Below are 21,500 nucleotides of genomic sequence, written 5' to 3' on the forward strand. Positions count from 1 at the left end.
ATGGCCAGGACCTTGCAGCCGCAACTGTTCTTTTCCCTGCGCAGCCCGTATTCGTGGCTGGCGTGGAGCGATTTGCGGGCGCGCCACGGCGCCGAGCTGGCGCGCCTGGAATTGACGCCGTTCTGGGAGCCGGACGCGGCCTACACGGAGCAACTGGGCGCGGACGGCCAGTACTTCCTGTATGCGCCGATGTCGCGCGAAAAGCATTTGTACATCCTGGCCGACGTGAAGCGCCTGGCCGGCCAGCGCGGCTACACGATCAAGTGGCCGCTCGACCCGGTGGTGTGCCGCTGGGAAGTGGCGCACCTGGCGTATTTCGTGGCGCAGGCGGCCGGGAAGGGGGCGCAGTACATCGACGCGGTGTGCCAGGCGCGCTGGGTCGAGGGGCGCAACATCCACCTGCCCGAAACCATCGCCGAGATCGGCGAAGGGCTAGGCCTGGACGGCGCCGCGCTGGCGGCGGCCCACCTGGACCCGGCGCTGCGCGAGGCGGGGCTGGCGGCGCTGCGCAGCTGCATCGCGAACGGCGTGTTCGGCGTGCCCTATTTCGCGCTTGGGCGCCAGCGTTTCTGGGGCCTGGACCGCTTGCCGGCCTTCCTCGACACGCTGGCGGCCGCGCAGCAGGGCCAGCCGACCTTGACGCTGGCGGTGCCGGCGGCGGAGGCGGCGGCGCCGCCGCACCAAATGGTATTTGACCACGCGGGCGGCTGCGGCTAGCCCGGCGGCCGTCGCGCCCGCGCGGCGGCCTCTTTTCAATGATGGACACTGTGACGGACACGCCATGATTCAAACAATGCTACAAGCCTATGCGAAGCGCGTCGTCGCCTGGCGCTGGGCCATCCTGCTGCTGTCCGTCCTGCTCGTCGGCGGCGCCGTCAGCCAGGCGGGCAAGGTGCAGTTCAGCAGCGACTACCGCGATTTTTTCAGCGCCGACGACCCGGGTTTGCAAGCCTATGAATCGCTGCGCAGCGCCTACAGCCGCGATAACACCGTGCTGGTCGCGTTCGCGCCGAAGAACAAGGACGTGTTCACGCCGGCCACGCTGGGCCTGATCGAACAATTCACCAGCGACGCCTGGCGCCTGCCCTACACGCGCCGGGTCGATTCGCTCAGCAACTTCCAATACACGCGCGCCGACGGCGACGACTTGACGGTCAAAAACCTGGTCAGCGGCGCCAAGGACTTGAACCCGGAGCAACTGGCCGCCATCAAGCGCATTGCCCTGGCCGAACCCTTCCTGGTCGACAAGCTGGTGTCGTCGACGGGGGCGGTGAGCGGCGTCAGCATCAGCTTCCTGCTGCCGCAGCTATCCGATGAAGAAACCGGCAAGGCCGTGGCCGCCCTGCGCGCCAAGCTGGCGGAATACCGCAGCGCCCACCCGGACATCGCGATCCACGCCACCGGCGACTTGCTGCTCGACTATGCCTTCGAGGAGCAATCGCAGAACGACATCATGACGCTGGTGCCGCTGATGTACCTGTGCATCTTCGTGGTCATGTTCTGTGTGACGCGCCGCGTCGCCGGCATCCTCGGCACGCTGCTGGTGCTGACCTTCTCGGTGCTGGCGGCGGTCGGCATCGCCGGCTTTGCCGGCATCAAGTTCAGCGCCGTGTCGGTGTCGGCGCCGACCGTGATCATGACGGTGGCGGTGTCGAGCTGCATCCACGTGGTGCTGGCCGTCCTGAACGGCATGGCGCAAGGGCAGTCCAAGCACGCAGCGATCGCCGGCGCCATGGGCGCGACGATGCCTATCCTGTTCTTTGTCAGCGCCACCGACGTGCTGGGCTTCCTCAGCATGCGTCTGTCGAGCGTGCCGCCGATCGTCGACTTCGGCACCATCGTGGCCGCCGGCACGGCCGCCTCCTTCCTGTTCGCCAGCACCTTCCTGCCGGCGCTGCTGGCCGTGCTGCCGCTCAAGGTGCGGCCGGCCGAAGCGCGCCGCGGCGCCAACTTCGGCCAGCTCGCCGTCGGCTTGATCAAGTACCGGCGCCTGACGCTGGCGGCCGTCTCGGCGCTGGCCTTGCTCGGCTCCTACGGGCTGATGCAGAACCGCTACGAAGACAATTTCGTCAATTACTTCTCGACGTCGGTGCCGTTCCGGGTCGACTCGGATTTTATCGAGGGCAATCTGAGCGGCGTGCATGAAATCCTCTATTCCGTGCCCGCCAAGGGGGCCGGCGGCATCGCCGAGCTGGAGTACCAGAATGCGCTGGAGCGCTTCACGGCCTGGATGCGGGCCCAGCCCGAGGTGTACAGCGTGGCCTCGATCAGCGACGTGGTCAAGCGCGTCAACCGCAGCATGCACGGCGACGACCCCGCCTACTACCGGGTGCCGGACGACGCCAAGGAGCTGGCCCAATACCTGCTGTTGTTTGAACTGTCGCTGCCGGCCGGCCTGGAGTTGAACGACCAGATCCGCGTCGACCGCTCGGCCACCAAGATGTCCGTGATGATGCGCAATATGCCGACCGCGTCCCTGCTCGCTTTCGAGCAGCGCAGCGCCGACTGGCTGCAGAAAAACGCCCCCGCCTACATGGCCACGCGCGGCACCGGCCCGTCCATCCTGTTTTCCCGGATCGGCGAGGTGAACGTCGAGGGCATGATGCAGGGCTATGTCCTACAGCTCTTGCTGATTTCGCTGGCGGTGGCGGTCTTCTTGCGCAGCTTCAAGTTTGGCGTGCTCAGCCTGATACCGAACGTGCTGCCGTCCATCCTCGCCTTCGGCGCCTGGGGCTTTTTTGTCGGCCAGATCGGCATGTCCGTGTCCATCGTCGCCGTCATGACCTACGGCATCATCGTCGACGACACCATCCACACGATCTTCAAGTATGTGCATGCGCGCAAGCAGTTGCGCCTGGGCGCAGACGAGGCCGTCGAATACGTGTACGCCCAGATCGGCCCCAGCATCTTTTCCACCACCCTGACCCTAATGGCCGGCTTCGCGGTGCTGGCGTTCTCGCACTTCGACTTGAACAAGGATCTGGGATTGATGTCGGTGATGACGATCGGCATCGCCGCGACCTGCGACTTCCTCATCATGCCGGCGCTGTTCTCGCTGACCGGCCGCTGGGGCCGCGACAGCAAATATGCGCAGCACCCGCCTGCCGTCCGGGCCGCGGAAACGCGCGAAACCACTTTGATATCGGAGACGTAATGGGAATGCATAAAAGCGTATTGTTGGCCTTCGCGCTGTGCTGCGGCGGGGCCTGGGCGGCGGGCAACGCCGAGCGCGGCCTGGAGGTGGCGCGCGAAATGGATGCGCGCGACAAGGGCTTCGGCGACTACCGGATGGCGATGGCGATGACCTTGCGCGACAAGCAGGGTTCGCTGAGCGTGCGCCAGATGCAGGGCGCCGTGTACGAAACGGCCAAGGACGGCGACAAGTCGCTGATCGTGTTCCAGGCGCCGAACGACATCCGCGGCACGGCCTTCCTGACCTTCGCCCACGGCAACCGCCCGGACGACCAATGGCTGTACCTGCCGGCGATCAAGCGCACCAAGCGCATCGCCTCGGACAACCGCATGGGCTCCTTCATGGGCAGCGAATTCGCCTTCGAGGACATGGGCAGCCAGGAACTGGACAAGTACAACTACCGCCTGCTGGGCGAGGAAAAGCTCGGCGACATCGCCGCGTTCAAGCTCGAACGCACGCCGAAGGCCGAGGGCTCGGGCTACAGCCGCCAGGTGGTGTGGGTCGATGCGCAGCGTTACATCCCGCTGCGCATCGACTATTACGACCGCAAGAACGAGCCCTTGAAAACGCTGCTGTACGGCGCCTACCAACAGTTCAAGAACAAGTACTGGCGGGCCGAAAAGATGGAGATGCAGAACCAGCAGAACGGCAAGTCGACCACCATCGCCTACAGCGGTTACCAGTTCCAGGTCGGCGTGACGGAAGACCATTTCGATCCGCAGCGTTTGGAACATGCCCATTGAAAGGTGCCAGCGTATCGGCGGTCCGGCCGGCGCCGGGTAGGCGCGCGCGCGGCGCACTGCTCGGGCTGCTGGCCTGCGCGGCGGCCGCCGCCCAGGCCCAGGACGTGCGCGGCAGCGTCACGGGCGAGCTGCGGGTGTTTGCCGAGGCGCCGCCGTTTGCCGCGCAACGGCGCCACGGCGCCAGCGTTGCGGCCGAGCTTGAGGCCAACTGGCGTTGGCAGGGCGGCGCGCTGGCGCTGCGTTCCTATCTGCGCCGCGACGCCGCCGACGCCGCCGGCAGCTATGCCGACCTGCGCGAGGCGCTGTGGCTGCGCGAGGACGGCATGTGGCAATGGAGCGCGGGCGTCGGCATGGTCTACTGGGGCGTGTCCGAGTCCAACCACCTGGTCGATATCGTCAACCAGAGCGATCTGGTGGCCGACCCGGACGGCAAGGCCAAGCTGGGGCAGCCGATGCTGCGCCTGAGCTGGCGTTCGCGCGAGATCGGCCGCGTCGACGCGCTGATCCTGCCGTATTTCCGCGAGCGCCGCTTCGGCGGCGCCAAGTCGCGCCTGCGTCTTGAGCCGCAGGTGGGCGAGGCGGACGGCGGCGCCGCGCTGGCCGGGCGCTGGCATCCGGACGCCGTGGTGCGCTGGTCGAAAAGCGCCGCCGGCGCCGACCTGGGCGCGTATGTCTTTCGCGGCATCAGCCGGGAGCCGGACCTGGCGCCGCGGCGCGCCGGCGCCGGCATGGCCTGGCAGGCCAGCTACCGCCCGATCACCCAGTTCGGCGCCGACTTCCAGATACCGCAGGGTGGCATGCTGTGGAAGGGCGAGATGCTGCGCCGCAGCGGCCAGGGCCGGACCTTTTCCGCCTTCGTGCTGGGCGGTGAGTACACCGTGCCGGCCGCGACGGGGGAGCTCGGCTTCCTGCTCGAATGGTCGCGCGACTACCGCGACGCCAGCGCGCCGTCCACGGCGTTCGCCAAGGCCCTGTTCGCCGGCCTGCGCTACCGCCTGGGCGACTTGCAAGACTCCGACGTGCTGGCCGGCCTGCTATACGACAAGGAGGGCGCCGCGCGGCAGTGGAGCATCGAAGCGAACCGCCGCCTGGGCGCGGACTGGAAGCTGCAGCTCAAGGCGCGCAAATTCGTCACCTCCGGCAGTACCCCTTACCCACTTACCATCTTCGGCCGCGAGAGCTATTTCCAGCTGCAGCTAAGCCGTTTTTTCTAGAGAAAGAGAAGCGAGAATGAATGCAAGATTATTGTTGATCGGCGCCGCGTCGCTCAGCGTGCTGGTGGCCTTGCTGCACGTGTATGTGATCGTCCAGGGAGCGTGGGCTTACCGCTATTTCGGCGCCGGCGAGAAAATCGCCACGATGGCCGAGCAGGGTTCCTGGTTCCCGGCCCTGCTGACGGCCGGCGTGACGCTGGTCTTCATGATCTTCGCCGCCTACTACCTGTCCGGCGCCAGCGTGGTGCCGGCGCTGCCCTTCCTGCGCCTGGCCATGGCGGCCATCGCCGCCATCTACACGCTGCGCGGCATCATGGTGGTGGCGGCCGTGTTCATGCATTTGACGCCCTTCGAGATCGGTTCGTCGCTGGCCTCGCTGGCCATCGGCCTGGTCCATTGCGCCGCCCTGGCGCTGACCTGGTCCTACCTGCCGGCACGGTGATCGACATGGATACTCCGAACCATGCGCCGCGCTGCGCCTACCTGTTCCCCGGCCAGGGCGCGCAAACGATAGGCATGCTGCAAGACTTCGCCGGCCATCCCCTGTTGCAGGAAACCTTCGCCGCGGCGTCCGATGCCCTCGATCTGGACTTGTGGAAGCTGGCGTGCGAAGGCCCGAAGGCGGAACTGGACTTGACCCTCAACACCCAGCCCATCATGCTCGCGGCCGGCTTCGCCGTGTACCGCATCTGGATGGCCGAGAGCGGCCTGCAGCCGGCCTTCCTGGCCGGCCACAGCCTGGGCGAGTACACGGCGCTGACGGCCGCCGGGGCCATCGACTTCGCCGACGCGATTCGCCTGGTGCGCCTGCGCGCGGCGGCGATGACGGCGGCGGTGGCCTCGGCGGGCGGCGGCATGTGCGCCATCCTGGGCCTGGATGCGACGGCCGTGGCGGCGCTGTGCGCGCAGGCCAGCCTGCCCGGCGACATCGTCGAGGCGGTCAACCTGAACGGGCCGACCCAGATCGTCATCGCCGGGCACCGCGGGGCGCTGGGGCGCGCGGCGCTGCTGACGCGGGCGCAATCGCATCTGTGCATCGACTTGCCCGTCAGCGGCCCCTTCCACAGTTCCCTGATGCGTCCGGCCGCCGACGCGCTGGCCGAGCACCTGGCCGGCATCTCGCTGCGCCGGCCGCGCATCCCCGTCATCCACAATTACAGCGCGGCGCCCCAGGACGCGCAGCAGACGCTCGCTGACTTGCTGGTAAAACAAGTTTATAATCCAGTGCGTTGGACCGAAACGGTGGCGTATGCGCTCGCGCATGGCGTCGAGCGCATGTTCGAGCTCGGGCCGGGCACGACGCTGACGGGCCTGGCGCGCTACATCGCCCCGGGTCTGCCTTGCCTGGCCGTCAATGGCGAGCGTGCGCTGCAGGCCGCGCGCGCCTGCCTGCAGGCGGCCGCGCCAGCCGAACATCAATCCGTTGTCCATTCATAGTGGAGGCATGAGATGAAAATACCCAAGTCGAAACCCAAGGCGGAAGCCGCGGCCGGGCAGGACGATCCGCGCCGCCTGGTGCTGCGCGCCGCCGTCGACCTGATGTCGGCGCAGGGTTACGCCGGCACCAGCATGAAGCAGATTGCCCGCGCCGCCGGCGTCGGCGATGCCGGCATCTACCGCCTTTTCGCGTCCAAGGAGAAATTGCTGACCGGCTACTACGAATTGGCCATCGGCGACGCCATCGCCCACAGCGAGGCCACGCCGGGATTCGACGAGTATTCCTTGCAGGAGCGCCTGCAGCGTCTGGTCGACGCGGTGCTCGACCTCTTGCTGGCCGACCGGGAATTCGTCGCGCTGTCGGCCACGCTGCTGCGCCGGCGGCCGCTGCTGATGCTGCGCGAGCGCCTGCCGGGCGCGCAACTGCTGGAGGACAAGGTGCTGGCCTTTTTGGCCGAGGCCGAGGACAAGGGCGATATCGCCCGCTGCCAATTCAAGCCCGCCGTCGGCCGCATGTTCGCCGACTACCTGTACACGCTGATCAGCTACTGGCTCGACGACGACAGCGCGGAGTTCTCGAAAACGACGGAATTGGTCGACCTGACGCTGTCGGTGCTGGTGCTGTCCCTGCGCAGCGGCGTCGGCGACAAATGCGCGGAGCTGGGCAGCTTCCTCGTGCGCGACCAGATGTCGCGCTGGATGGGCGGGCAGTCCGGCATGCTCGACATGTTGCAGCGCACGCGCGACACGCTGTCGGCGCGCTGCTGCGCCTGAGCCGATGAGTATACAAGGTCCCCACACCGGCAAGCTGGCCCGCACCACCCTGACGAGCCTGACGGCGGCCCGCGTCGGCCTGTCCCACGCCGGCCACCGGGCGCGCCAGTTGTTGATGGATGAGCCCGCCAAGGCGGCCGCCCAGCGCGCCCACGAGGAAAAGATCGGCCGCCTGCTGTTCTCCGCCCTGAACCAGTTGAAGGGGACGGCATTGAAGGTGTCGCAAATGCTCAGCATGGAGTCCGACATCTTGCCGGAAGCCATACGGCGCGAGCTGGCCAAAGGCTGCCACCAGGTGACGCCGCTGAACCGCGCCCTGGTGCACAAGGTGTTCCAGCAAGAGTTCGGCGCCGCCCCGCAAGCCCTGTTCGCGCACTTCGACCCGGTATCCTTCGCCGCCGCCAGCCTGGGGCAGGTTCACCACGCCGAGCTGGCCGGCGGCGAGCGCGTCGCCGTCAAGGTGCAGTACCCGGGCATCGCGGCCTCGATCGGCAGCGACATCGCCATGCTGCGCGGGGTGGTGCAAACCGTTGCCATGATGTCGGACTTGCTGCCGCCGCGCGCCCTCATCGAGCGCGTCATGAACGATATCGAGAGCAAGCTGGGCGAGGAACTGGACTACGAGCACGAGGCCGGGCAACTGGCGTGGTTCGCCGCGCGCTTGCCGGCGCCCCAGTTGTGCGTGCCGCTGCCGGTCGCCTCGCACTCCAGCAAGCGCGTGCTGACCATGCAGCGCCTCGACGGCCTGCACCTGGACGCTTGGCTGGCGACGCAGCCGGACCAGGCCCAGCGCAACCACTACGGCCAGTTGCTGTTCGACTGGTTCATGTATAGCGTCTTCGAGCTCGCCCACCTGCACGCCGATCCCCATCCGGGCAATTTCCTGTTCATGGCCGACGGCAAGCTCGGCTTGCTCGACTTCGGCTGCACGAAAGCCATCTCGCCGGCCTTCAGCGGCGCGCTGGCCGAGGTCTGGTGCGCCGCCCTGCGCCGGGACGAGGACCCCTCGGGCGCGGCGCTGCACCGCGGCTATGTCGCGCTGGCGATGATCGCGCCCGATCTGCCGCTGGAAGACTTCCGCGAGCAACTGCTGCCGGCCCTGGCGGACATGCAGGATTGGCAGGTCGAGCCGTTTCGCGAGGCCAGCTTCGATTTTTCGCGCAAGAGCGTGTTCCCCACCCCGGAGTGGGAGCACAACAAGGTGCTGAGCCGCTCGCTCACGGGCATGCATGAGGAGTTGCCGTATTTCGACCGCGCCTACATGGGCTTGCTGCACATGCTCAAGCGCATGGGCGCGCTGGTCGTCACGCGCAACCGCTGGATCGCCTAGCGGGGCGGGCCGGGCAAAAAAAATGCCCGCTGGCCTTGCGGCGCGGGCTGAATCCAATGTTCGGAGAACGAATTGGAGGAGACGAGTCCACTATAGTTCAAATTATGTTGCGCTGCAATACGGTAGAAATACGATGTCGCTTTGACCATGCGCCGGCTCACGGCTGGCTGCGCAGCGCCAGCGTGAAGGTGCTGCCGCTGCCGTAGTCGCTGTTGAAGAACAGCGCGCCGCCGATGGCGTGGGCGAGGTTCTGGCACAGGTAGAGCCCCAGGCCGGCGCCCTCGGCGTGGCGGGTCGAGGTCGAGTCGAGCTGGGAAAATGCCTGGAACAGCTTGGCCTGGTCTTCCTCGCGGATGCCGGCGCCGCTGTCGGCCACGCTCATTTCCGTCAAGCGCTGGCCGCCGTCGTTGCGCTGGCTCAGGCTGACGCGCACGCTGCCGCGCTCGGTGAACTTGATGGCGTTGTTGAGCAGGTTGAGGAGGATCTGCGTCAGGGCGCGGCGGTCGGTTTCGACCCTGATCGGCGTCTCCGGCATGTCGACCAGCAGTTCCAGGCCCTTTTGCCGGGCCAGCGGGCGCAGCGCCTCCGTCACCTCGGCGACGAGGGCCTGGTAATCGATCGTTTCCAGCGTCAGCGTGACCTTGCCCGCCTCGATCTTGGCGACGTCGAGGATGTCGTTAATCAGCGACAGCAGGTGGCGCGCGCTGGAGCGTATCGTGTTGAGCTGCTTGTCCTGCTCCGTCGTCAGCGGGCCGGGCAGCTTCATCAGCAGCGCGCCGGTGAAGCCGATGATGGCGTTCAGGGGCGTGCGCAGCTCGTGCGACATATTCGCGATGAAGGCCGACTTCATGCGGCTGGCCTCGGCCAGTTCCAGGTTCTTCAGGGCGATTTCGCGGTTGATGGTTTCCAGCTCGCCGGCGTGGTGGGCCAGGCGCATGTTCAGCTCGATCACCTGGCGCTCGCGCGCCTGCAGCTCGGCGTTCACCTGCACGGCCTGCTCGTAGGTGGAGATCAGCAGGTCGAGGATTTGCTGGCGCCCGGCGTTGATGAAGTGTTTCTGGTCGCCCAGGTAGAGCGCGATGCCGACGTCGACGCTGCTGTCCTTGCGCAGCTTCTGGTTCATCAGCATGTGGCCGATGCGGTTCAGCAGATAGTCTTCCGCGTAGGGCTTGCGCACGAAGTTGTCGGCGCCGCACTCGATGCCGCGGATGATGTCCTTGGGGTCGTTCAGCGACGTCACCAGAATGACGGGAATGTCGTGCAGCGTCGTGTCGGACTTGATGGCGCGGCACAGATCGTAGCCGTTCATTTCCGGCATGACGATATCGCTGAGCACCAGCTGCGGTTTGCGCGCGCGGATCGCCGCCAGCGCCAGCTGGCCGTTGCCGGCCACCCGCGCGCCGTAGTGGGCGGACTGGATCAGGCGGCGCAAGCGCTCCGCCTGGGTCGGGCTGTCTTCGACGATCAGGATTTCGATGCCATCGGCTTGAATCTCGATGCTGGAGTCCACAGACCACCTCCTAGAGTGCGCCTAACACTGGCGGCGCCCGCCGCGCGCCGTCCCTGCCGTGTGACTATATCGGATTTAGCGGCGCCACAGTATTTTTTTCGCGCCCGCGGCCGCGCCCCGCCTAGGTTTCGCCCTGGAACTGGCCGGCGCGGTAGGTCAGCACCAGCGTGTCGCGGTGGCCGGCGGCGCCGCTCGGCTGGATGGGCGTCGATTCGTGGATCACGGCGGCGTCGTCGAGCAGCAGCAGCGACCACGGCTCGGTCAGCGTGAAGCGCTTGCCGTTCGGGCCGTCGGCCTCGAAGATGCGCGTCTCGCCGCCCTTGACCTGGTGGCGCCCGACCAGCAGCACGGCGACGAAGTCGACGCCGTCGCGGTGGGCGCCCTCGGGCGTCGGCCGGCCGATGCCGTCGGTGGTGTCGATGCGGAACTGGTGCGCCTCGATGAACCAGGGTTGCTCGCCCTTGACGCGCGAGCAGACCCGGCCCAGCCCGCGCAGCAATTGCCGCCAGGCGGGGCGGGCGGCGATCTCCGCCTCGACCGGCTCGAACAGGCGGTGCATGCCGCCGTGCAGGGCGTTGTATTCGAGCGGCTGCCAGTGGGCGCGGTGCGGCGTCTGCCGCAGCGCCGCGCCGTCCTGGACGAAGCAGGAGTGGCGGCGGCGCCGGTAGCGGCCGCCGTCCTTCAGGTAGTTGTCCGGCGGCAGAGCGTCCCAGCTGGGCACCAGGGCGGCCAGCTCGGCCGGCGCGCAGCCGGCCAGGGCGCAGACGTCCTGCGCGCGCAGGACGGCATAACCGTCGCTGCGCAGCGCCTCGACGAGGTGGTCGGGGGCGGTGAAAATCGGTGCGGAAGTAGTCATCGTTACGCCAGGCAGTGGTGGGTATTGCAATATTCTACGACGCCACGGCGCAACCGTGGGCCGGGCCGCGCCGCTTTAGAAGTTTTTCACCAGCGTCAGGCGCAGCGAGCGCGATTCCAGCGGGTGGAAATGGACGTCCTCGACCGGCTCCGCCTCGCCCTTCAGGCGCGAGGCGTAGAAGTAGTCGATGGCCGAAGCGCGCCGGTTGCTCAGGTTGAAGGCCTCCAGTTCGACGCGCAAGTCCCTGTCGATGCGATAGCCGATGCGGCCGTTCAGCGTCAGGCTGGGCGCCGAGCGCACGCGGTTGTCCTCGGTCAGCGGGCGCGGGCCGAAATAGCGCAGGCGCAGCGCGCCCGAATACGGCCCCAGCTTGTCGACCGTCAGCGCCAGTTGCGCCACGCCCTCGACGGCGCCGGGGATGAAGCGGCCGGCCGGGTCGGCGTCGCGCGAACGGGCGCGCGCGTAGGCCAGGTCGAGGTCGACCGACAGCCAGCTGCTGGCCTTGTAGTAGCTGCTCAGCTCGATGCCGGTGCGCCGGCTCGGCCGGCCCGCCTCGGTGGCGCCGGCGTCGCCGACGAAGCGCAGCTCCGAATCGAAGTCGAGGCGGTACAGCGAGACGGCGCTTTGCAGGCCGGGCAGCCACTCGCTGCGCGCGCCCAGTTCGATGCCGCGCGAGCGCACCAGCTGGGTCACCTTGTCGGCCGCCGCGCCGCTCTTCGGATCGATGTTGATGGTGGCGCCGCGGGCGTCGTTGCTGTGGAAGCCGTTGCCGACGTTGACATACAATTCGCTGCGCGCCCACGGTCCGAAGATCAGGCTCAGGCTGGGGCTGAGCAGGTGGTCGCCGGCCTTGCCGGAATTGGCCGCCAGGTCGCTGCGCACGTCGCTGCGGTAGTGGTCCAGGCGGGCGCCGGCGACGCTGCGCACGCTGGCGTTCCAGCGCGTGCTGTTTTCCACATACAGGCCGACGCTGGTTTCGACGATGTGGTCGGCGCGCGTCGTCGACAGGCGCCGCCGCGCCTGGGTGTTGTGCAAGCCGTTGAAGATATTGTCGTTTTGCAGCTGCACGCCGACGCTGGTGTCGGAGCGGCCCTCGTCCATGTGGCGGTGCCAGGTGTGGCTGGCGTTGACGCCGCTGGTGACGCGCCGGTCCGGCTGGGCGAACTGGTCGCCGCGCTGCGGGTCGTCGTTGAAATAGCTGAAGTTCGAATACAGGTCGAGCTGGTTGGCGATCACGTAGGCGCTGACCTTGTCCGAGCTGTCGTCGTCGCTGCGGCGCCACGCGCCGGACAGGCTGTAGCGGTGCGCCTGGCCGCCGTCGCTGGGGTCGACCGTGTCGAAGCGGCCCAACTGGCCCCGCTCGACGGCGCGGCGGGGGATCTGGTCGGTGGCGTTCCAGTGGGCGCGGTAGAACATCGCGCTGACGTTGAAGCCGTTGTTGGCGTAGCCCCGGCTGTAGCGCAGCACGCCGTTGAGTTTGCGGTACAGGTCGGGGTGGCTGAAGGGGCCGTCCGAGCGCAGCCCCTCCAGCGCGTACAGCACGCTGCCGGCGCCGGCGCCGGCGTCGACGCTGTCGGCCAGCAGCGCGCGGCCGTAGCCGTTCTGTCCGACGCCGACGCTGGCGACGCCGCGCGGCAGGCGGTTCGCGTACACCACGGCGGCCGTGCCGGCCGAGGCGAAGTCGCCGTCCTCGGCGGAGTAGGGGCCTTTTTTATAATCGAGGCGGGCCGTCAGTTCCGGGATCAGGAAGTTCAGGTCGGTCCAGCCCTGGCCGTGGCTGTGGCTGCGCTGGTTGACGGGCATCTCGTCGACGCTGGTGCGCAGATCGGTGCCGTGGTCGAGGTTGAAGCCGCGCAGGTAGAACTGGTTGGCCTTGCCTTCGCCGCTGTGCTGGCTGACGATCAGGCCGGGCGCCGCCTCCAGCATTTCGCCGGGCCGGTAGATGGTGCGCGCCTCCAGCTGCTTTTGCGTGACGCTGCCGGCGTTGGCGGAGTCGGCCACGCCCAGCTGGCTGCCGCGCGAGCCTTCGACCAGCACGCGCGGCAGCACGGCGTCGTCGGCCGCGCAGGTGGAATGGATAATCAGCGCGGCCAGCGCGCAACGGGTGGGATGGGACATGGTGGTGGACTCGGGTTGAAAGTGCTTGCTGCCTTGGCGGAGCGGCGGGGCCGGACCGCGGGGTCAGCGCAGGGCCTGGGGGCCGCTGCTTTTATCGAAAAAGAAAGATTGTACTGCGCCGCCGCCGCGCACGTTGACGGTATTTTTCTGCGCCGCGAGGAAGTCCGTCAACACCTGGTTGTCGATCAGCGTGCCGGGCGCGAGCTGGCTGCGTTCGAGCTCCTGGAACACGACGATGTTGTCGGCGTCGAGCTGCAGGCCGATCCAGCGCGGCGCCAGGCGGGCGCCGTGCGGCGCGACGATGGCGAAGCGCTGTTCCACGTAGCGGCGCAGCAGCAGCGCGTCCTCGGCGTCGCTGAGGTCGAAGCGGCGCTGGTACAGATTGGCCAGCAGCGCCTCGACGTCGTGGGCCGTGTAGGTGTGGACGATCTCGGTGCTGCCGCTGGCGGCGTTGAAGCTGACGTCGGCCATCCCCATGTGGTAGTTGTGGGCGGCGGCGGAAGCGCCCCAGCACAGCAGGGCGGCGGCCAGGGCGCGCCTGAGCGCGTGCCGCCTCATTCCGCCGCGCCGTCGCGCGCCGGCGCGCCCTTCGGCCGCAGCGGCGTCTTGAACTCCTTCATCAAGTCGCCCTTGCTGCGGTCCGTCTTGAACAGCTCCAGCCGCGACGGCGTCACCTTGCGCGGCCAGGCGTTGTTGTTGACGTCGATGTCGGCCGTCTCCCAGTAGGGGTCTTGCACCAGGCCGACCATCGGCTCGTCGGTGACGATCAGCTTGGTGATTTTCTTCGGCGAGTAGCGCCACACCTCGGCCGGCACTTTTTCCAGGTATTTCTTGCCGCTTTTGAGCTCGATTTCCAGCAGCAGCGGCATCACCAGCCCGCCCAGGTTGGAGAAATCGACGAGGTACAGGTGCTTGCCCTGCGCCAGCAGGGATTTTTCCCACGGCTCCAGCCCGTCCAGCGCGGCGTGGTACTGGTTGCGGTCCTTGTTGGTGACGGTGAAGTCGTCGTGCTCGTTATAGAAATCCTTCAGCTCCGGATGCTGCTCCAGGCGCCGCGGCATGCCCTTGTTGCGGCGCGCCGTCACCGACTCCGGCTCGGCGTCGCGCTGGGCCTTTTTCCAGGCTTTTTCCGTCTCCGGATTCTTGCTGCTGACGCCGTACTCGCTGATGCCGTCGACGCTGATGTCGACGGCGTCGGTGGTGTAGAACCAGCCGCGCCAGAACCAGTCCAGGTCGGTGCCCGAGGCGTCCTCGATGGTGCGGAAGAAGTCGGCCGGGGTCGGGCGCTTGAACTTCCAGCGCTGCGCGTACTCGCGGAAGGCGAAGTCGAACAGCTCGCGGCCGAGGATGGTTTCGCGCAGGATGTTCAAGGCCGCCGCCGGCTTGGCGTAGGCGTTGTTGCCGAACTGTAGCAGCGACTCCGAATTCGTCATGATCGGCACCTGGTCGCGGCTGCGCATGTAGTCGACGATGGTGCGCGGCTCGCCGCGCGAGGCCGGGTAGTGCTCCTCCCACGCCTGCTCGGCCAGGTACTGCACGAAGGTGTTCAAGCCCTCGTCCATCCAGCTCCACTGGCGCTCGTCGGAGTTGATCACCATCGGGAAGTAGTTATGCCCGACCTCGTGGATGATGACGCCGATCAGGCCGTACTTGGCGCGCTTCGAATACGTCAGCTCGCCCGTCTTCTTGTCCTTCGTCGGGCGCGGGCCGTTGAAGGAGATCATCGGATACTCCATGCCGCCGACCGGGCCGTTGACGGAAATGGCGGTCGGATAGGGGTAGTCGATGCTGTACTTGTTGTACTGCTCGATGGTGTGGAGGATGGCCTGGGTGCTGTAGCGCTCCCACAGCGGATTGCCCTCCTTCGGATAGAAGGACATCGCCATCAGCTTGCTGCCGCCCTTGTCGTAGCCCTGCGCGTCCCAGATGAACTTGCGGCTCGACGCCCAGGCGAAATCGCGCACATTGCTGGCCTTGAAATGCCAGGTCTTCTGCGCGCCGCTGCGGGATTTCTCGGCCGCCTCGGCCTCCTTCTGGGTGACGATCAGCACCGGCGCGGCGGCCGTGCGGGCGCGGGCCAGGCGCTCGCGCTGGGCCGCGCTGAGCACCTCGTCGGGATTCTGCAGCTCGCCCGTGCTGGCGACGATATGGTCGGCCGGCACGGTCAGGCGGATGTCGTAGTCGCCGAACTCCAGCGTGAACTCGCCCGAGCCGAGGAACTGCTTGTGCTGCCAGCCGGCGGCGTCGTAATACGCGGCCATGCGCGGGAACCACTGCGCCACCTCGAACAGCGCGTTCTTGTCGTCCTCGAAATACTCGTAGCCGGCGCGCCCGCCCAGCACCTTCTGCTCGTTGATCTGGTACTGCCAGTCGACGCTGAAACTGAGGCGCTGGCCCGGCTTCAGCGGCGCCGGCAAGTCGATCCGCATCATGGTCTGGTTGATGACGTGGCGCAGCGGCTGGCCGGCGCCGTCGCGCACCGCCTTGATCTGGAAACCGCCCTCGGAGGCGCGTCCGGCCAGGATGTTGCGCAAACCCTCGAACTTCATGCCATCCTCGTCGCTCTTCGCCTTCGCCCAGGCCTGGCGCGACGGCGCCGTCATCACGCGGCGCGCGTCGGAATCGGGTTTATAGATGTTCTGGTCCAGCTGCAGCCACAGATAGCCGAGCGTGTCGGGCGAATGGTTGTGATAGGTGATCTGGGCGCTGCCGCTGATCTGGCGCTTCGCCTCGTCGAGGGTGGCGCGTATCGCATAGTCGGCGCGTTGCTGCCAATAGGCGTGGCCGGGGGCGCCGGACGCCGTGCGGTAGATGTTCGGCGTCGGCAGCAACTCTTCGAGCTGGCGGAACTTGTCGTCGAAGGGCTCGGCGGCAAACGCGGACATCGTCAAAAAAACGGCGGCAAAGCTGATCGGCAAACGCATGGGTCGCACCCTGATATTAACTTGGAGAAATAGAAACCTTATTCTAAACTCAAGTCAAGCCGGCATGTTCGACCAAATTGTAATTTGTATAGACGGATAGTGAAGGGGGGCGTCAAACGCTCTGCATCAGGCTGGCGCGCAGCGCGTTCAACTGATTCTTCATGCTGACGACATCGTCGGCATTGCAGCGGGTGGCGCCGAGGATGGCCTCGGGCAGCAGGGCCGCGTCGGCGCGCATCCGGTCGCCCTTGGCCGTGAGCGAAATAATCACCTGGCGCTCGTCGCTGACGGCGCGCACGCGGGTAATCAGCTCGGCCTGCTCCATGCGCTTCAACAGCGGCGTCAGCGTGGCCGAATCGAGGAACAGGCGCTCGCCGACCTCGGACACGGTCAGATCATTATTCTCCCACAACACCATCATCACCAGATACTGCGAATACGTCAGGCCCAACTGGCGCAACAGCTTGCGGTACAACTTACTCATCGCCAGCGACGTCGAGTACAGCGCAAAGCACAACTGGCCGTCCAGGCGCGGCACCTGATGCAGGGGGTTCGGTTTCGTCTCCATCCGCCCAGTATATATAGCGCGCTATTCAATTGCAAGCAACAATGGGGTCAGGTCTAGACATGGCGGTTTCGTCGCGATGGCAATCGAAAAACCGCCATGTCTAGACCTGACCCCAATAGTGCTTTTTTGCAATTTGTCATGTTATAGTCGTTTCACTACGGTTGGCTGGAGCGCATGGCAGCCGATTTTTTTCCTGACCCAGCGGGGGTGAAATAGTGCGCGGACACGGATATCTGGCTTTTGTTGTCGGGATTTGCACGACTGTGTGGATTTGTTTGCTTGTGATGGATGTGCAGGATAGGCAAATCAGCGCCAATTTCCAGCGCGACAGCGAGAAGATCGCGCACGATACCCGCCTGCGGCTGCAAACGTATTTCGATGTGCTGCTCAGCGTGAAGGCCATGCATGCCGTCGGCGACGGCGTAGGCCGCGCGCAACTGGCGCGCTTCATCGGCGAGTTGAAGCTGACGCAGCGCTACCCCGGCTTCCAGGCGATCCAGTTCGTGCGCCGGGTGCCCGGCGCCGGCCTCGACGCCTACGCGGCGGCCGTGCGCGCCGATGCCAGCATCAGCCCGGGCGGCTATCCCCGTTTCAAGGTCCACCCGGCGGTGGCCCGCGACGAGCATTTCGTCATCGATTTTTCCGAGCCGATGCAGGGCAACGAAAACGCCTTCGGCCTTGACTTGGCGGCGCTGCCGCTGCATGCGCGGGCGCTGGAAATGGGCCGCGACAGCGGCGCGATCATCGCCACCGAGCGCATCGCGCTGGTGCAGGACGCCAGCGGCGAGCCGGGCTTTGTCGCGCGCGCCCCCGTGTACCGCAGCGGCCTGCCGCTCGACACGGTGGCGCAGCGGCAGGCCGCGCTGAGCGGTTTCGTCGCCATCGTTTTCCGCGTCAATAATCTGATGCGCGAGGTGGTCGACGCGAAGATGCTGCCGCATATGGCGCTGCGCATCCACGACGGCGGTTATGCCGGCGACGGGGCGGGCCGGGTGTTGCTAATGTATGACAGCGCCAACCAGCCGGGAGGCGGCGCCGGCGGCGCGGCGCTGCCGCAACTGCGCGCGCGCGCCAGCGTTAACGTCGGCCAGCGCCAGTGGCAGTTGACGTTCAGCGCTTACGACGGCAGCCGTTACGGCCGCAACCGCGCCGTCATCGCCGTCATCGGCGGCGCCGGCGCCATCATCAGCGCCCTGATCGCGGCGCTGATGCTGACCTCGCAGCGGCGCCGCGCCCTGGCCGATACGCTCAGCGCGACGCTGCACGAGCAGCGCGCTTTCCAGGATAGCGCCATCGTCGGCATCGGCCTGTTCTCGGGCGGCTTCATCCTGCGCTGCAACCGCGGCCTGGAGGAGATGATGGGTTACCGGCCGGGCGAGTTGAACGGGCTGCCGACCAGCGCGCTGCTGCCGCGCGCCGCGCTGGCGCAGGCCGACCCCTTCGATTGCGACGCGGACGGCCAGGGCCGGCGCGGCGAGCTGCAACTGGTGTGCAAGGTGGGGACGCCGCTGTGGTGCATGATCAACGGCAAGGCGCTCGACCCGGACAATCCGGCCAAGGGCTGCATCTGGGTGATTCACGACGTCAGCGACCGCAAGCGCGCCGAGGCGGCCCTGCTCGACGCCCGCGACGGCCTACAGCACAGCGTCGCCGAGCTGGAGCAGCAGACCGCCAATGTCGAGGCGGCGCGCGACGACCTGGCGGCCGTGCTGGCGACGCTGAAACAGGCGCAGAACAATCTGATCACGTCGGAAAAAATGGCCTCGCTCGGCTCGCTGGTGGCGGGCATCGCGCACGAGCTCAACACGCCGATCGGCAACAGCCTGTTGACGGCCACGGCCTTGCAAGACATCGTTTGCGACTTCGAGCGGCAGTTCGTCGACGGCGCCGTCAAGCGCTCGGCGCTGCTGGCCTACCTGGCCGACACCAAGCAGGCTTGCGCCATCATGGCCGGCTCGCTGGCGCGGGCGGCCGACCTGATCACCTCCTTCAAACAAGTCGCCGTCGACCAGACCAGCGACCAGCGGCGCAGCTTCGACCTCGACGAGGTGCTGCGCGACACGCTGGCGACCTACGCGGCGCAGCTGCGCCGCGCCAACTGCGAAGTGCGCGTCGACGTGCCGCGCCGGCTGCGCTTCGAATCGTATCCGGGCAGCGTAGGCCAGGTGCTCAGCAACCTGATCAACAACACCCTGCTGCACGCCTTCGAGGGCCGCGCCAGCGGCGTCATCACCATCCGCGCCACGGCGGCCGAGAACGGCCAGGTGAGGCTGCTGTTCGCCGACGACGGCGTCGGCATGGCGCCGAAAACGCTGCACCAGGTGTTCGACCCCTTCTTCACCACCAAGATGGGGCAGGGCGGCTCAGGGCTGGGCATGAATATCGTCTACAACATCGTCACCGGCATGCTGAAGGGGCGCATCGAGATCCAGTCCGAAGCGGGGCGCGGCACCAGCGTCACGCTGACGCTGCCGACGACGGCGCCGGAGCACAGCCAGGAAAGCGCCGACGAGCTGCTGGGGACAGACCACGATTTCCGGGGAATATTCCCCGAAAATCGTGGTCTGTCCCCGGCTGTGCGCTGTCCGGCTTAGAGGAAGCCGCGCACGGGGAAGGCGGCGTCGCGCTGTATCCAGTTGTGCGGCGAGTAGCGGCTGCGGGCGTCGGTGGCGTGCAGCGTGTAGGCGTGGCGCGACACGGGCGAGCGGTTCGGCGCGCTGTAGTGCGGCAGCAGGCCGTGGAAGCACACCAGGCTGCCGGCCTTGACTTCGAGCGGCAGCGCCGCGCTGTTGTCCGGCCACGGCGTGGCGTCGAGTTTTTCGAGCCGCACCCGGTCGCCGTCGCGGACGAAGCGTTCGCGCAGCGGGCCGCGGTGGCCGCCCGGTTCGGCCCATAGGCAGCCGTTGTCGCGGCTGGCGTCCTCCAGCGCGAACCAGAAGGTGGTGACGCTGATGGGCGTCGTCTCGAAGTAGGTGGCGTCCTGGTGCCAGCGCACCTCGCCGCCGATGCCGGGCTGCTTGAAGATGTACATCGATTGCCATACCTGCGCCTGTTCCAGGCCCAGGTCGCGCGCCACGGCGGCCAGCCGCGGGTCGCTGGAGAAGGCGCGGAACACCGGGTCGAAGTCGTGCATCGCGTGGCCGATCTTGTTGATCGACAGGGATTTGTCCTGCTTGAGTTGGCCGTCGGCGCCGAAGGCTTCTTCCTCGAAGAAGCAGCGGATGGTGTTGTCGGAGGCGAGGAAATAGTCGTCGCTCTTCTTCTCCTGCTCGCGGGTCGTGAAGATCGCCCGGCTCGCGCTTGGGTCGAATTGGCTGACTATCTGTGCGGCGCGCTCGCGCAGGGCGGCGATGGCGGCGGCGTTCTTGAAGCCGGGCAGGATCAGGAAGCCGTCGCGCCGGTATTGCTTGATCTGCTCGCTGGTCAGCATGGATGGGGTTCCTCAGTGAAGACGAAACCCCATTGTAAGGTGGAAGGGCCGATTGCGCGCAATGGCAATGCGCGCCTGCGCGGCCGCCGCTCAGGCGATCCAGGCGCCGTCGCGGTAGACCAGTTCGTCGTCGAGGTAGACGCCATCGGTGACGGCGAAGACGTCGACGTGGTAGCGGGTGTCCTTGCGCTTGAATTGCGGCTTGGCGTAGACGCCGTGCTTGGCGCCCAGCGACAGGTGGATGCCGCACATGCGCTCGTAGGTGCCGATGTCGTTGACCATCTGTTCGCGCGAGAACGCGCGGTTCATGCCGAAGCCCAGTTCGCGCACCCACACCTCGCCCTCGTGGGCGCGGATGATCTCCAGCATGGCCTGGAATTCCGGCGTGGCGTCGAGCGCGCCGGCGACGCGGCCCTTTTCGATGATCAGTGTGATCGGCGTAGCCGGCCGGTTGACCATGAAGGCGGTGTCGCCGAAGACGAAGATGCGCACGCGGCCGTTGACGGCTTCCAGGTCTTGCGCCTCGGTGAACACTTCGCCGATGGGGAACTGGCCGCCGACGTTCTTCATGTCGCTGTAGTCGCCGATGTTCAGCTTGGCCGGCTCGAACGGCGAGGCGAACACCAGTTGCGCGCCGCCGCTGTCGACCATGCCGTGGCGGGCGCGGTCGATGCGCGCCTTCAGCGCCTGGCCGACGCCGCGGTAGTAGGCCGGGTCGTAGGCCAGCGAGGCGATGTAGTGCAGCCCCTGCACGCCCGGCATGCGCGACAGGTGCACGTGTTCGATCACTTTCAGGCCGCGCTTGAACAGTTCGATGCGGATGCGGAAGGCTTCCAGGCGGAAGCTGGTGGACTGGATCAGCACCACCAGGCTGCCCGGCGCCAGTTGCGCGAACGCGGCCAGCACCTGGTCCGGCGTCACCTCGCCGAAGTCGATGAAGGCGGCCTGCGGCAGCGCGCGGCGGTAGGCTTCGGTGAGCACGGCGTTGAGCCAGGAGTTGCTGTCGCAGACGACCAGCGCGGGCTCTTGCGGGCCGTGCTCGATGGCCAGCGCCAGCAGGTCGGCGACGTTGGTGGCGGCCATGTCGATGGCGGCGTCGGTGATGGCGTCGAGGCGGCTGGTGTCGTTGGCGGAAAGAGTCGATGTCATGTTGTTTGTCTACGGTGCGGGGGAAGGGCTTGCGCATTATAAAGCCCCGGCCGGCGCGGCCGGCTATCCTGTATTGTCGACGCGCAAGTTCGCCCGCCGCGGCGAATGGCGCGTCGGCCTTGTACGGCGCCGGGGGGCGATGTATTATTTGAAAAAGCTAGCTCTGGAGGAAAGGTCGGCTGCCCGCGCGCAATATCCCGCGGCGGCGCGGCACGGCCTTGCTGGCGATACATAACAACATGGTGGGATACTGC

Annotated in this window: 18 protein-coding genes; 10 read left to right on the forward strand and 8 right to left on the reverse strand. The window is 67.0% G+C overall.

The genetic code is table 11. The features are described 5' to 3' along the window. The 8 genes from OIK44_RS15325 to OIK44_RS15360 all read left to right on the forward strand — a co-directional run bounded on the left by OIK44_RS15325 (position 1) and on the right by OIK44_RS15360 (position 8,691). The gene (locus OIK44_RS15325; RefSeq protein ID WP_273671831.1) at positions 1–717 is read left to right on the forward strand and encodes a DsbA family protein; all 717 of its coding nucleotides are present in this window, start codon (positions 1–3) and stop codon (positions 715–717) included. A 64-nt stretch (positions 718–781) separates the two neighbouring features. Next, positions 782–3,154, forward strand: coding sequence for an efflux RND transporter permease subunit (locus OIK44_RS15330; RefSeq protein ID WP_273671833.1), 2,373 nt, complete (start codon positions 782–784; stop codon positions 3,152–3,154). Further along, positions 3,154–3,936 carry an outer membrane lipoprotein-sorting protein gene (locus OIK44_RS15335; RefSeq protein ID WP_273671835.1) on the forward strand — a complete coding sequence of 261 codons (783 nt, stop codon included), beginning with the start codon at positions 3,154–3,156 and terminating at the stop codon, positions 3,934–3,936. The genes OIK44_RS15330 and OIK44_RS15335 overlap by 1 nt, the downstream gene beginning before the upstream one ends. After that, positions 3,933–5,150: a hypothetical protein gene (locus tag OIK44_RS15340; RefSeq protein ID WP_273671836.1), complete on the forward strand. Its 1,218-nt coding sequence runs from the start codon at positions 3,933–3,935 to the stop codon at positions 5,148–5,150. The genes OIK44_RS15335 and OIK44_RS15340 overlap by 4 nt, the downstream gene beginning before the upstream one ends. Positions 5,151–5,166: 16 nt before the next feature. After that, on the forward strand, positions 5,167–5,592 hold the full coding sequence (locus OIK44_RS15345; RefSeq protein WP_273671837.1) for a hypothetical protein: 426 nt from the start codon (positions 5,167–5,169) through the stop codon (positions 5,590–5,592). 5 nt (positions 5,593–5,597) lie between these two features. Further along, entirely contained in the window at positions 5,598–6,587 is a 990-nt protein-coding gene (gene fabD / locus OIK44_RS15350) for an ACP S-malonyltransferase (RefSeq protein WP_273671838.1), read from the forward strand. 12 nt (positions 6,588–6,599) lie between these two features. After that, positions 6,600–7,361, forward strand: coding sequence for a TetR/AcrR family transcriptional regulator (locus OIK44_RS15355; RefSeq protein ID WP_273671839.1), 762 nt, complete (start codon positions 6,600–6,602; stop codon positions 7,359–7,361). Between the two features lie 4 nt (positions 7,362–7,365). Continuing rightward, positions 7,366–8,691 carry an ABC1 kinase family protein gene (locus OIK44_RS15360; RefSeq protein WP_273671841.1) on the forward strand — a complete coding sequence of 442 codons (1,326 nt, stop codon included), beginning with the start codon at positions 7,366–7,368 and terminating at the stop codon, positions 8,689–8,691. A 157-nt stretch (positions 8,692–8,848) separates the two neighbouring features. On the opposite strand, the gene OIK44_RS15365 is transcribed toward OIK44_RS15360, so the two are convergent. From OIK44_RS15365 to OIK44_RS15390, 6 genes are all read right to left on the reverse strand, one after another. Next, positions 8,849–10,201 (reverse strand): hybrid sensor histidine kinase/response regulator, encoded by a 1,353-nt coding sequence (locus tag OIK44_RS15365; protein WP_273671843.1) that lies wholly within the window; start codon positions 10,199–10,201, stop codon positions 8,849–8,851. Between the two features lie 121 nt (positions 10,202–10,322). Further along, positions 10,323–11,057, reverse strand: coding sequence for a 2OG-Fe dioxygenase family protein (locus tag OIK44_RS15370; RefSeq protein WP_273671844.1), 735 nt, complete (start codon positions 11,055–11,057; stop codon positions 10,323–10,325). 75 nt (positions 11,058–11,132) lie between these two features. Then, positions 11,133–13,175: a TonB-dependent receptor gene (locus OIK44_RS15375; protein WP_273671846.1), complete on the reverse strand. Its 2,043-nt coding sequence runs from the start codon at positions 13,173–13,175 to the stop codon at positions 11,133–11,135. A 63-nt stretch (positions 13,176–13,238) separates the two neighbouring features. Further along, positions 13,239–13,733 (reverse strand): DUF6702 family protein, encoded by a 495-nt coding sequence (locus OIK44_RS15380; RefSeq protein WP_273671848.1) that lies wholly within the window; start codon positions 13,731–13,733, stop codon positions 13,239–13,241. Further along, entirely contained in the window at positions 13,730–16,099 is a 2,370-nt protein-coding gene (locus OIK44_RS15385) for a M1 family metallopeptidase (protein WP_273671850.1), read from the reverse strand. Before OIK44_RS15385 ends, OIK44_RS15380 begins: the two co-directional genes overlap by 4 nt. Positions 16,100–16,211: 112 nt before the next feature. Next, the gene (locus tag OIK44_RS15390; RefSeq protein WP_273671852.1) at positions 16,212–16,667 is read right to left on the reverse strand and encodes a MarR family winged helix-turn-helix transcriptional regulator; all 456 of its coding nucleotides are present in this window, start codon (positions 16,665–16,667) and stop codon (positions 16,212–16,214) included. A 284-nt stretch (positions 16,668–16,951) separates the two neighbouring features. Here OIK44_RS15390 and OIK44_RS15395 point away from each other — a divergent pair, with 284 nt between their 5' ends. Then, positions 16,952–19,261: a CHASE domain-containing protein gene (locus OIK44_RS15395; RefSeq protein WP_273671997.1), complete on the forward strand. Its 2,310-nt coding sequence runs from the start codon at positions 16,952–16,954 to the stop codon at positions 19,259–19,261. Here the strand turns inward: OIK44_RS15395 and OIK44_RS15400 are convergent. Beyond that, the gene (locus OIK44_RS15400; protein WP_273671853.1) at positions 19,258–20,097 is read right to left on the reverse strand and encodes a phytanoyl-CoA dioxygenase family protein; all 840 of its coding nucleotides are present in this window, start codon (positions 20,095–20,097) and stop codon (positions 19,258–19,260) included. The two genes, OIK44_RS15395 and OIK44_RS15400, sit on opposite strands and share 4 nt — an antisense overlap. Positions 20,098–20,187: 90 nt before the next feature. Continuing rightward, positions 20,188–21,246 carry a M29 family metallopeptidase gene (locus OIK44_RS15405; RefSeq protein ID WP_273671855.1) on the reverse strand — a complete coding sequence of 353 codons (1,059 nt, stop codon included), beginning with the start codon at positions 21,244–21,246 and terminating at the stop codon, positions 20,188–20,190. Here OIK44_RS15405 and OIK44_RS15410 point away from each other — a divergent pair. Then, positions 21,245–21,481: a hypothetical protein gene (locus OIK44_RS15410; RefSeq protein WP_273671857.1), complete on the forward strand. Its 237-nt coding sequence runs from the start codon at positions 21,245–21,247 to the stop codon at positions 21,479–21,481. The genes OIK44_RS15405 and OIK44_RS15410 overlap by 2 nt on opposite strands. Positions 21,482–21,500: the final 19 nt, after the last annotated feature.

It is taken from the genome of Janthinobacterium fluminis (assembly GCF_028595325.1).
In the GTDB taxonomy this organism is placed as follows: Bacteria; Pseudomonadota; Gammaproteobacteria; order Burkholderiales; family Burkholderiaceae_D; genus Janthinobacterium; species Janthinobacterium fluminis.

Excerpts from the sequence above, each read along its gene's own strand:
- OIK44_RS15325 (WP_273671831.1), top strand. The coding sequence starts at position 1 with ATGGCCAGGACCTTGCAGCCGCAACTGTTCTTTTCCCTGCGCAGCCCG.
- OIK44_RS15330 (WP_273671833.1), top strand. The coding sequence starts at position 782 with ATGATTCAAACAATGCTACAAGCCTATGCGAAGCGCGTCGTCGCCTGG.
- OIK44_RS15335 (WP_273671835.1), top strand. The coding sequence starts at position 3,154 with ATGGGAATGCATAAAAGCGTATTGTTGGCCTTCGCGCTGTGCTGCGGC.
- OIK44_RS15345 (WP_273671837.1), top strand. The coding sequence starts at position 5,167 with ATGAATGCAAGATTATTGTTGATCGGCGCCGCGTCGCTCAGCGTGCTG.
- fabD (WP_273671838.1), top strand. The coding sequence starts at position 5,598 with ATGGATACTCCGAACCATGCGCCGCGCTGCGCCTACCTGTTCCCCGGC.
- OIK44_RS15355 (WP_273671839.1), top strand. The coding sequence starts at position 6,600 with ATGAAAATACCCAAGTCGAAACCCAAGGCGGAAGCCGCGGCCGGGCAG.
- OIK44_RS15360 (WP_273671841.1), top strand. The coding sequence starts at position 7,366 with ATGAGTATACAAGGTCCCCACACCGGCAAGCTGGCCCGCACCACCCTG.
- OIK44_RS15370 (WP_273671844.1), bottom strand. The coding sequence starts at position 11,057 with ATGACTACTTCCGCACCGATTTTCACCGCCCCCGACCACCTCGTCGAG.
- OIK44_RS15375 (WP_273671846.1), bottom strand. The coding sequence starts at position 13,175 with ATGTCCCATCCCACCCGTTGCGCGCTGGCCGCGCTGATTATCCATTCC.
- OIK44_RS15380 (WP_273671848.1), bottom strand. The coding sequence starts at position 13,733 with ATGAGGCGGCACGCGCTCAGGCGCGCCCTGGCCGCCGCCCTGCTGTGC.
- OIK44_RS15385 (WP_273671850.1), bottom strand. The coding sequence starts at position 16,099 with ATGCGTTTGCCGATCAGCTTTGCCGCCGTTTTTTTGACGATGTCCGCG.
- OIK44_RS15390 (WP_273671852.1), bottom strand. The coding sequence starts at position 16,667 with ATGGAGACGAAACCGAACCCCCTGCATCAGGTGCCGCGCCTGGACGGC.
- OIK44_RS15395 (WP_273671997.1), top strand. The coding sequence starts at position 16,952 with ATGGATGTGCAGGATAGGCAAATCAGCGCCAATTTCCAGCGCGACAGC.
- OIK44_RS15400 (WP_273671853.1), bottom strand. The coding sequence starts at position 20,097 with ATGCTGACCAGCGAGCAGATCAAGCAATACCGGCGCGACGGCTTCCTG.
- OIK44_RS15410 (WP_273671857.1), top strand. The coding sequence starts at position 21,245 with ATGTTGTTTGTCTACGGTGCGGGGGAAGGGCTTGCGCATTATAAAGCC.
- OIK44_RS15405 (WP_273671855.1), bottom strand. The coding sequence starts at position 21,246 with ATGACATCGACTCTTTCCGCCAACGACACCAGCCGCCTCGACGCCATC.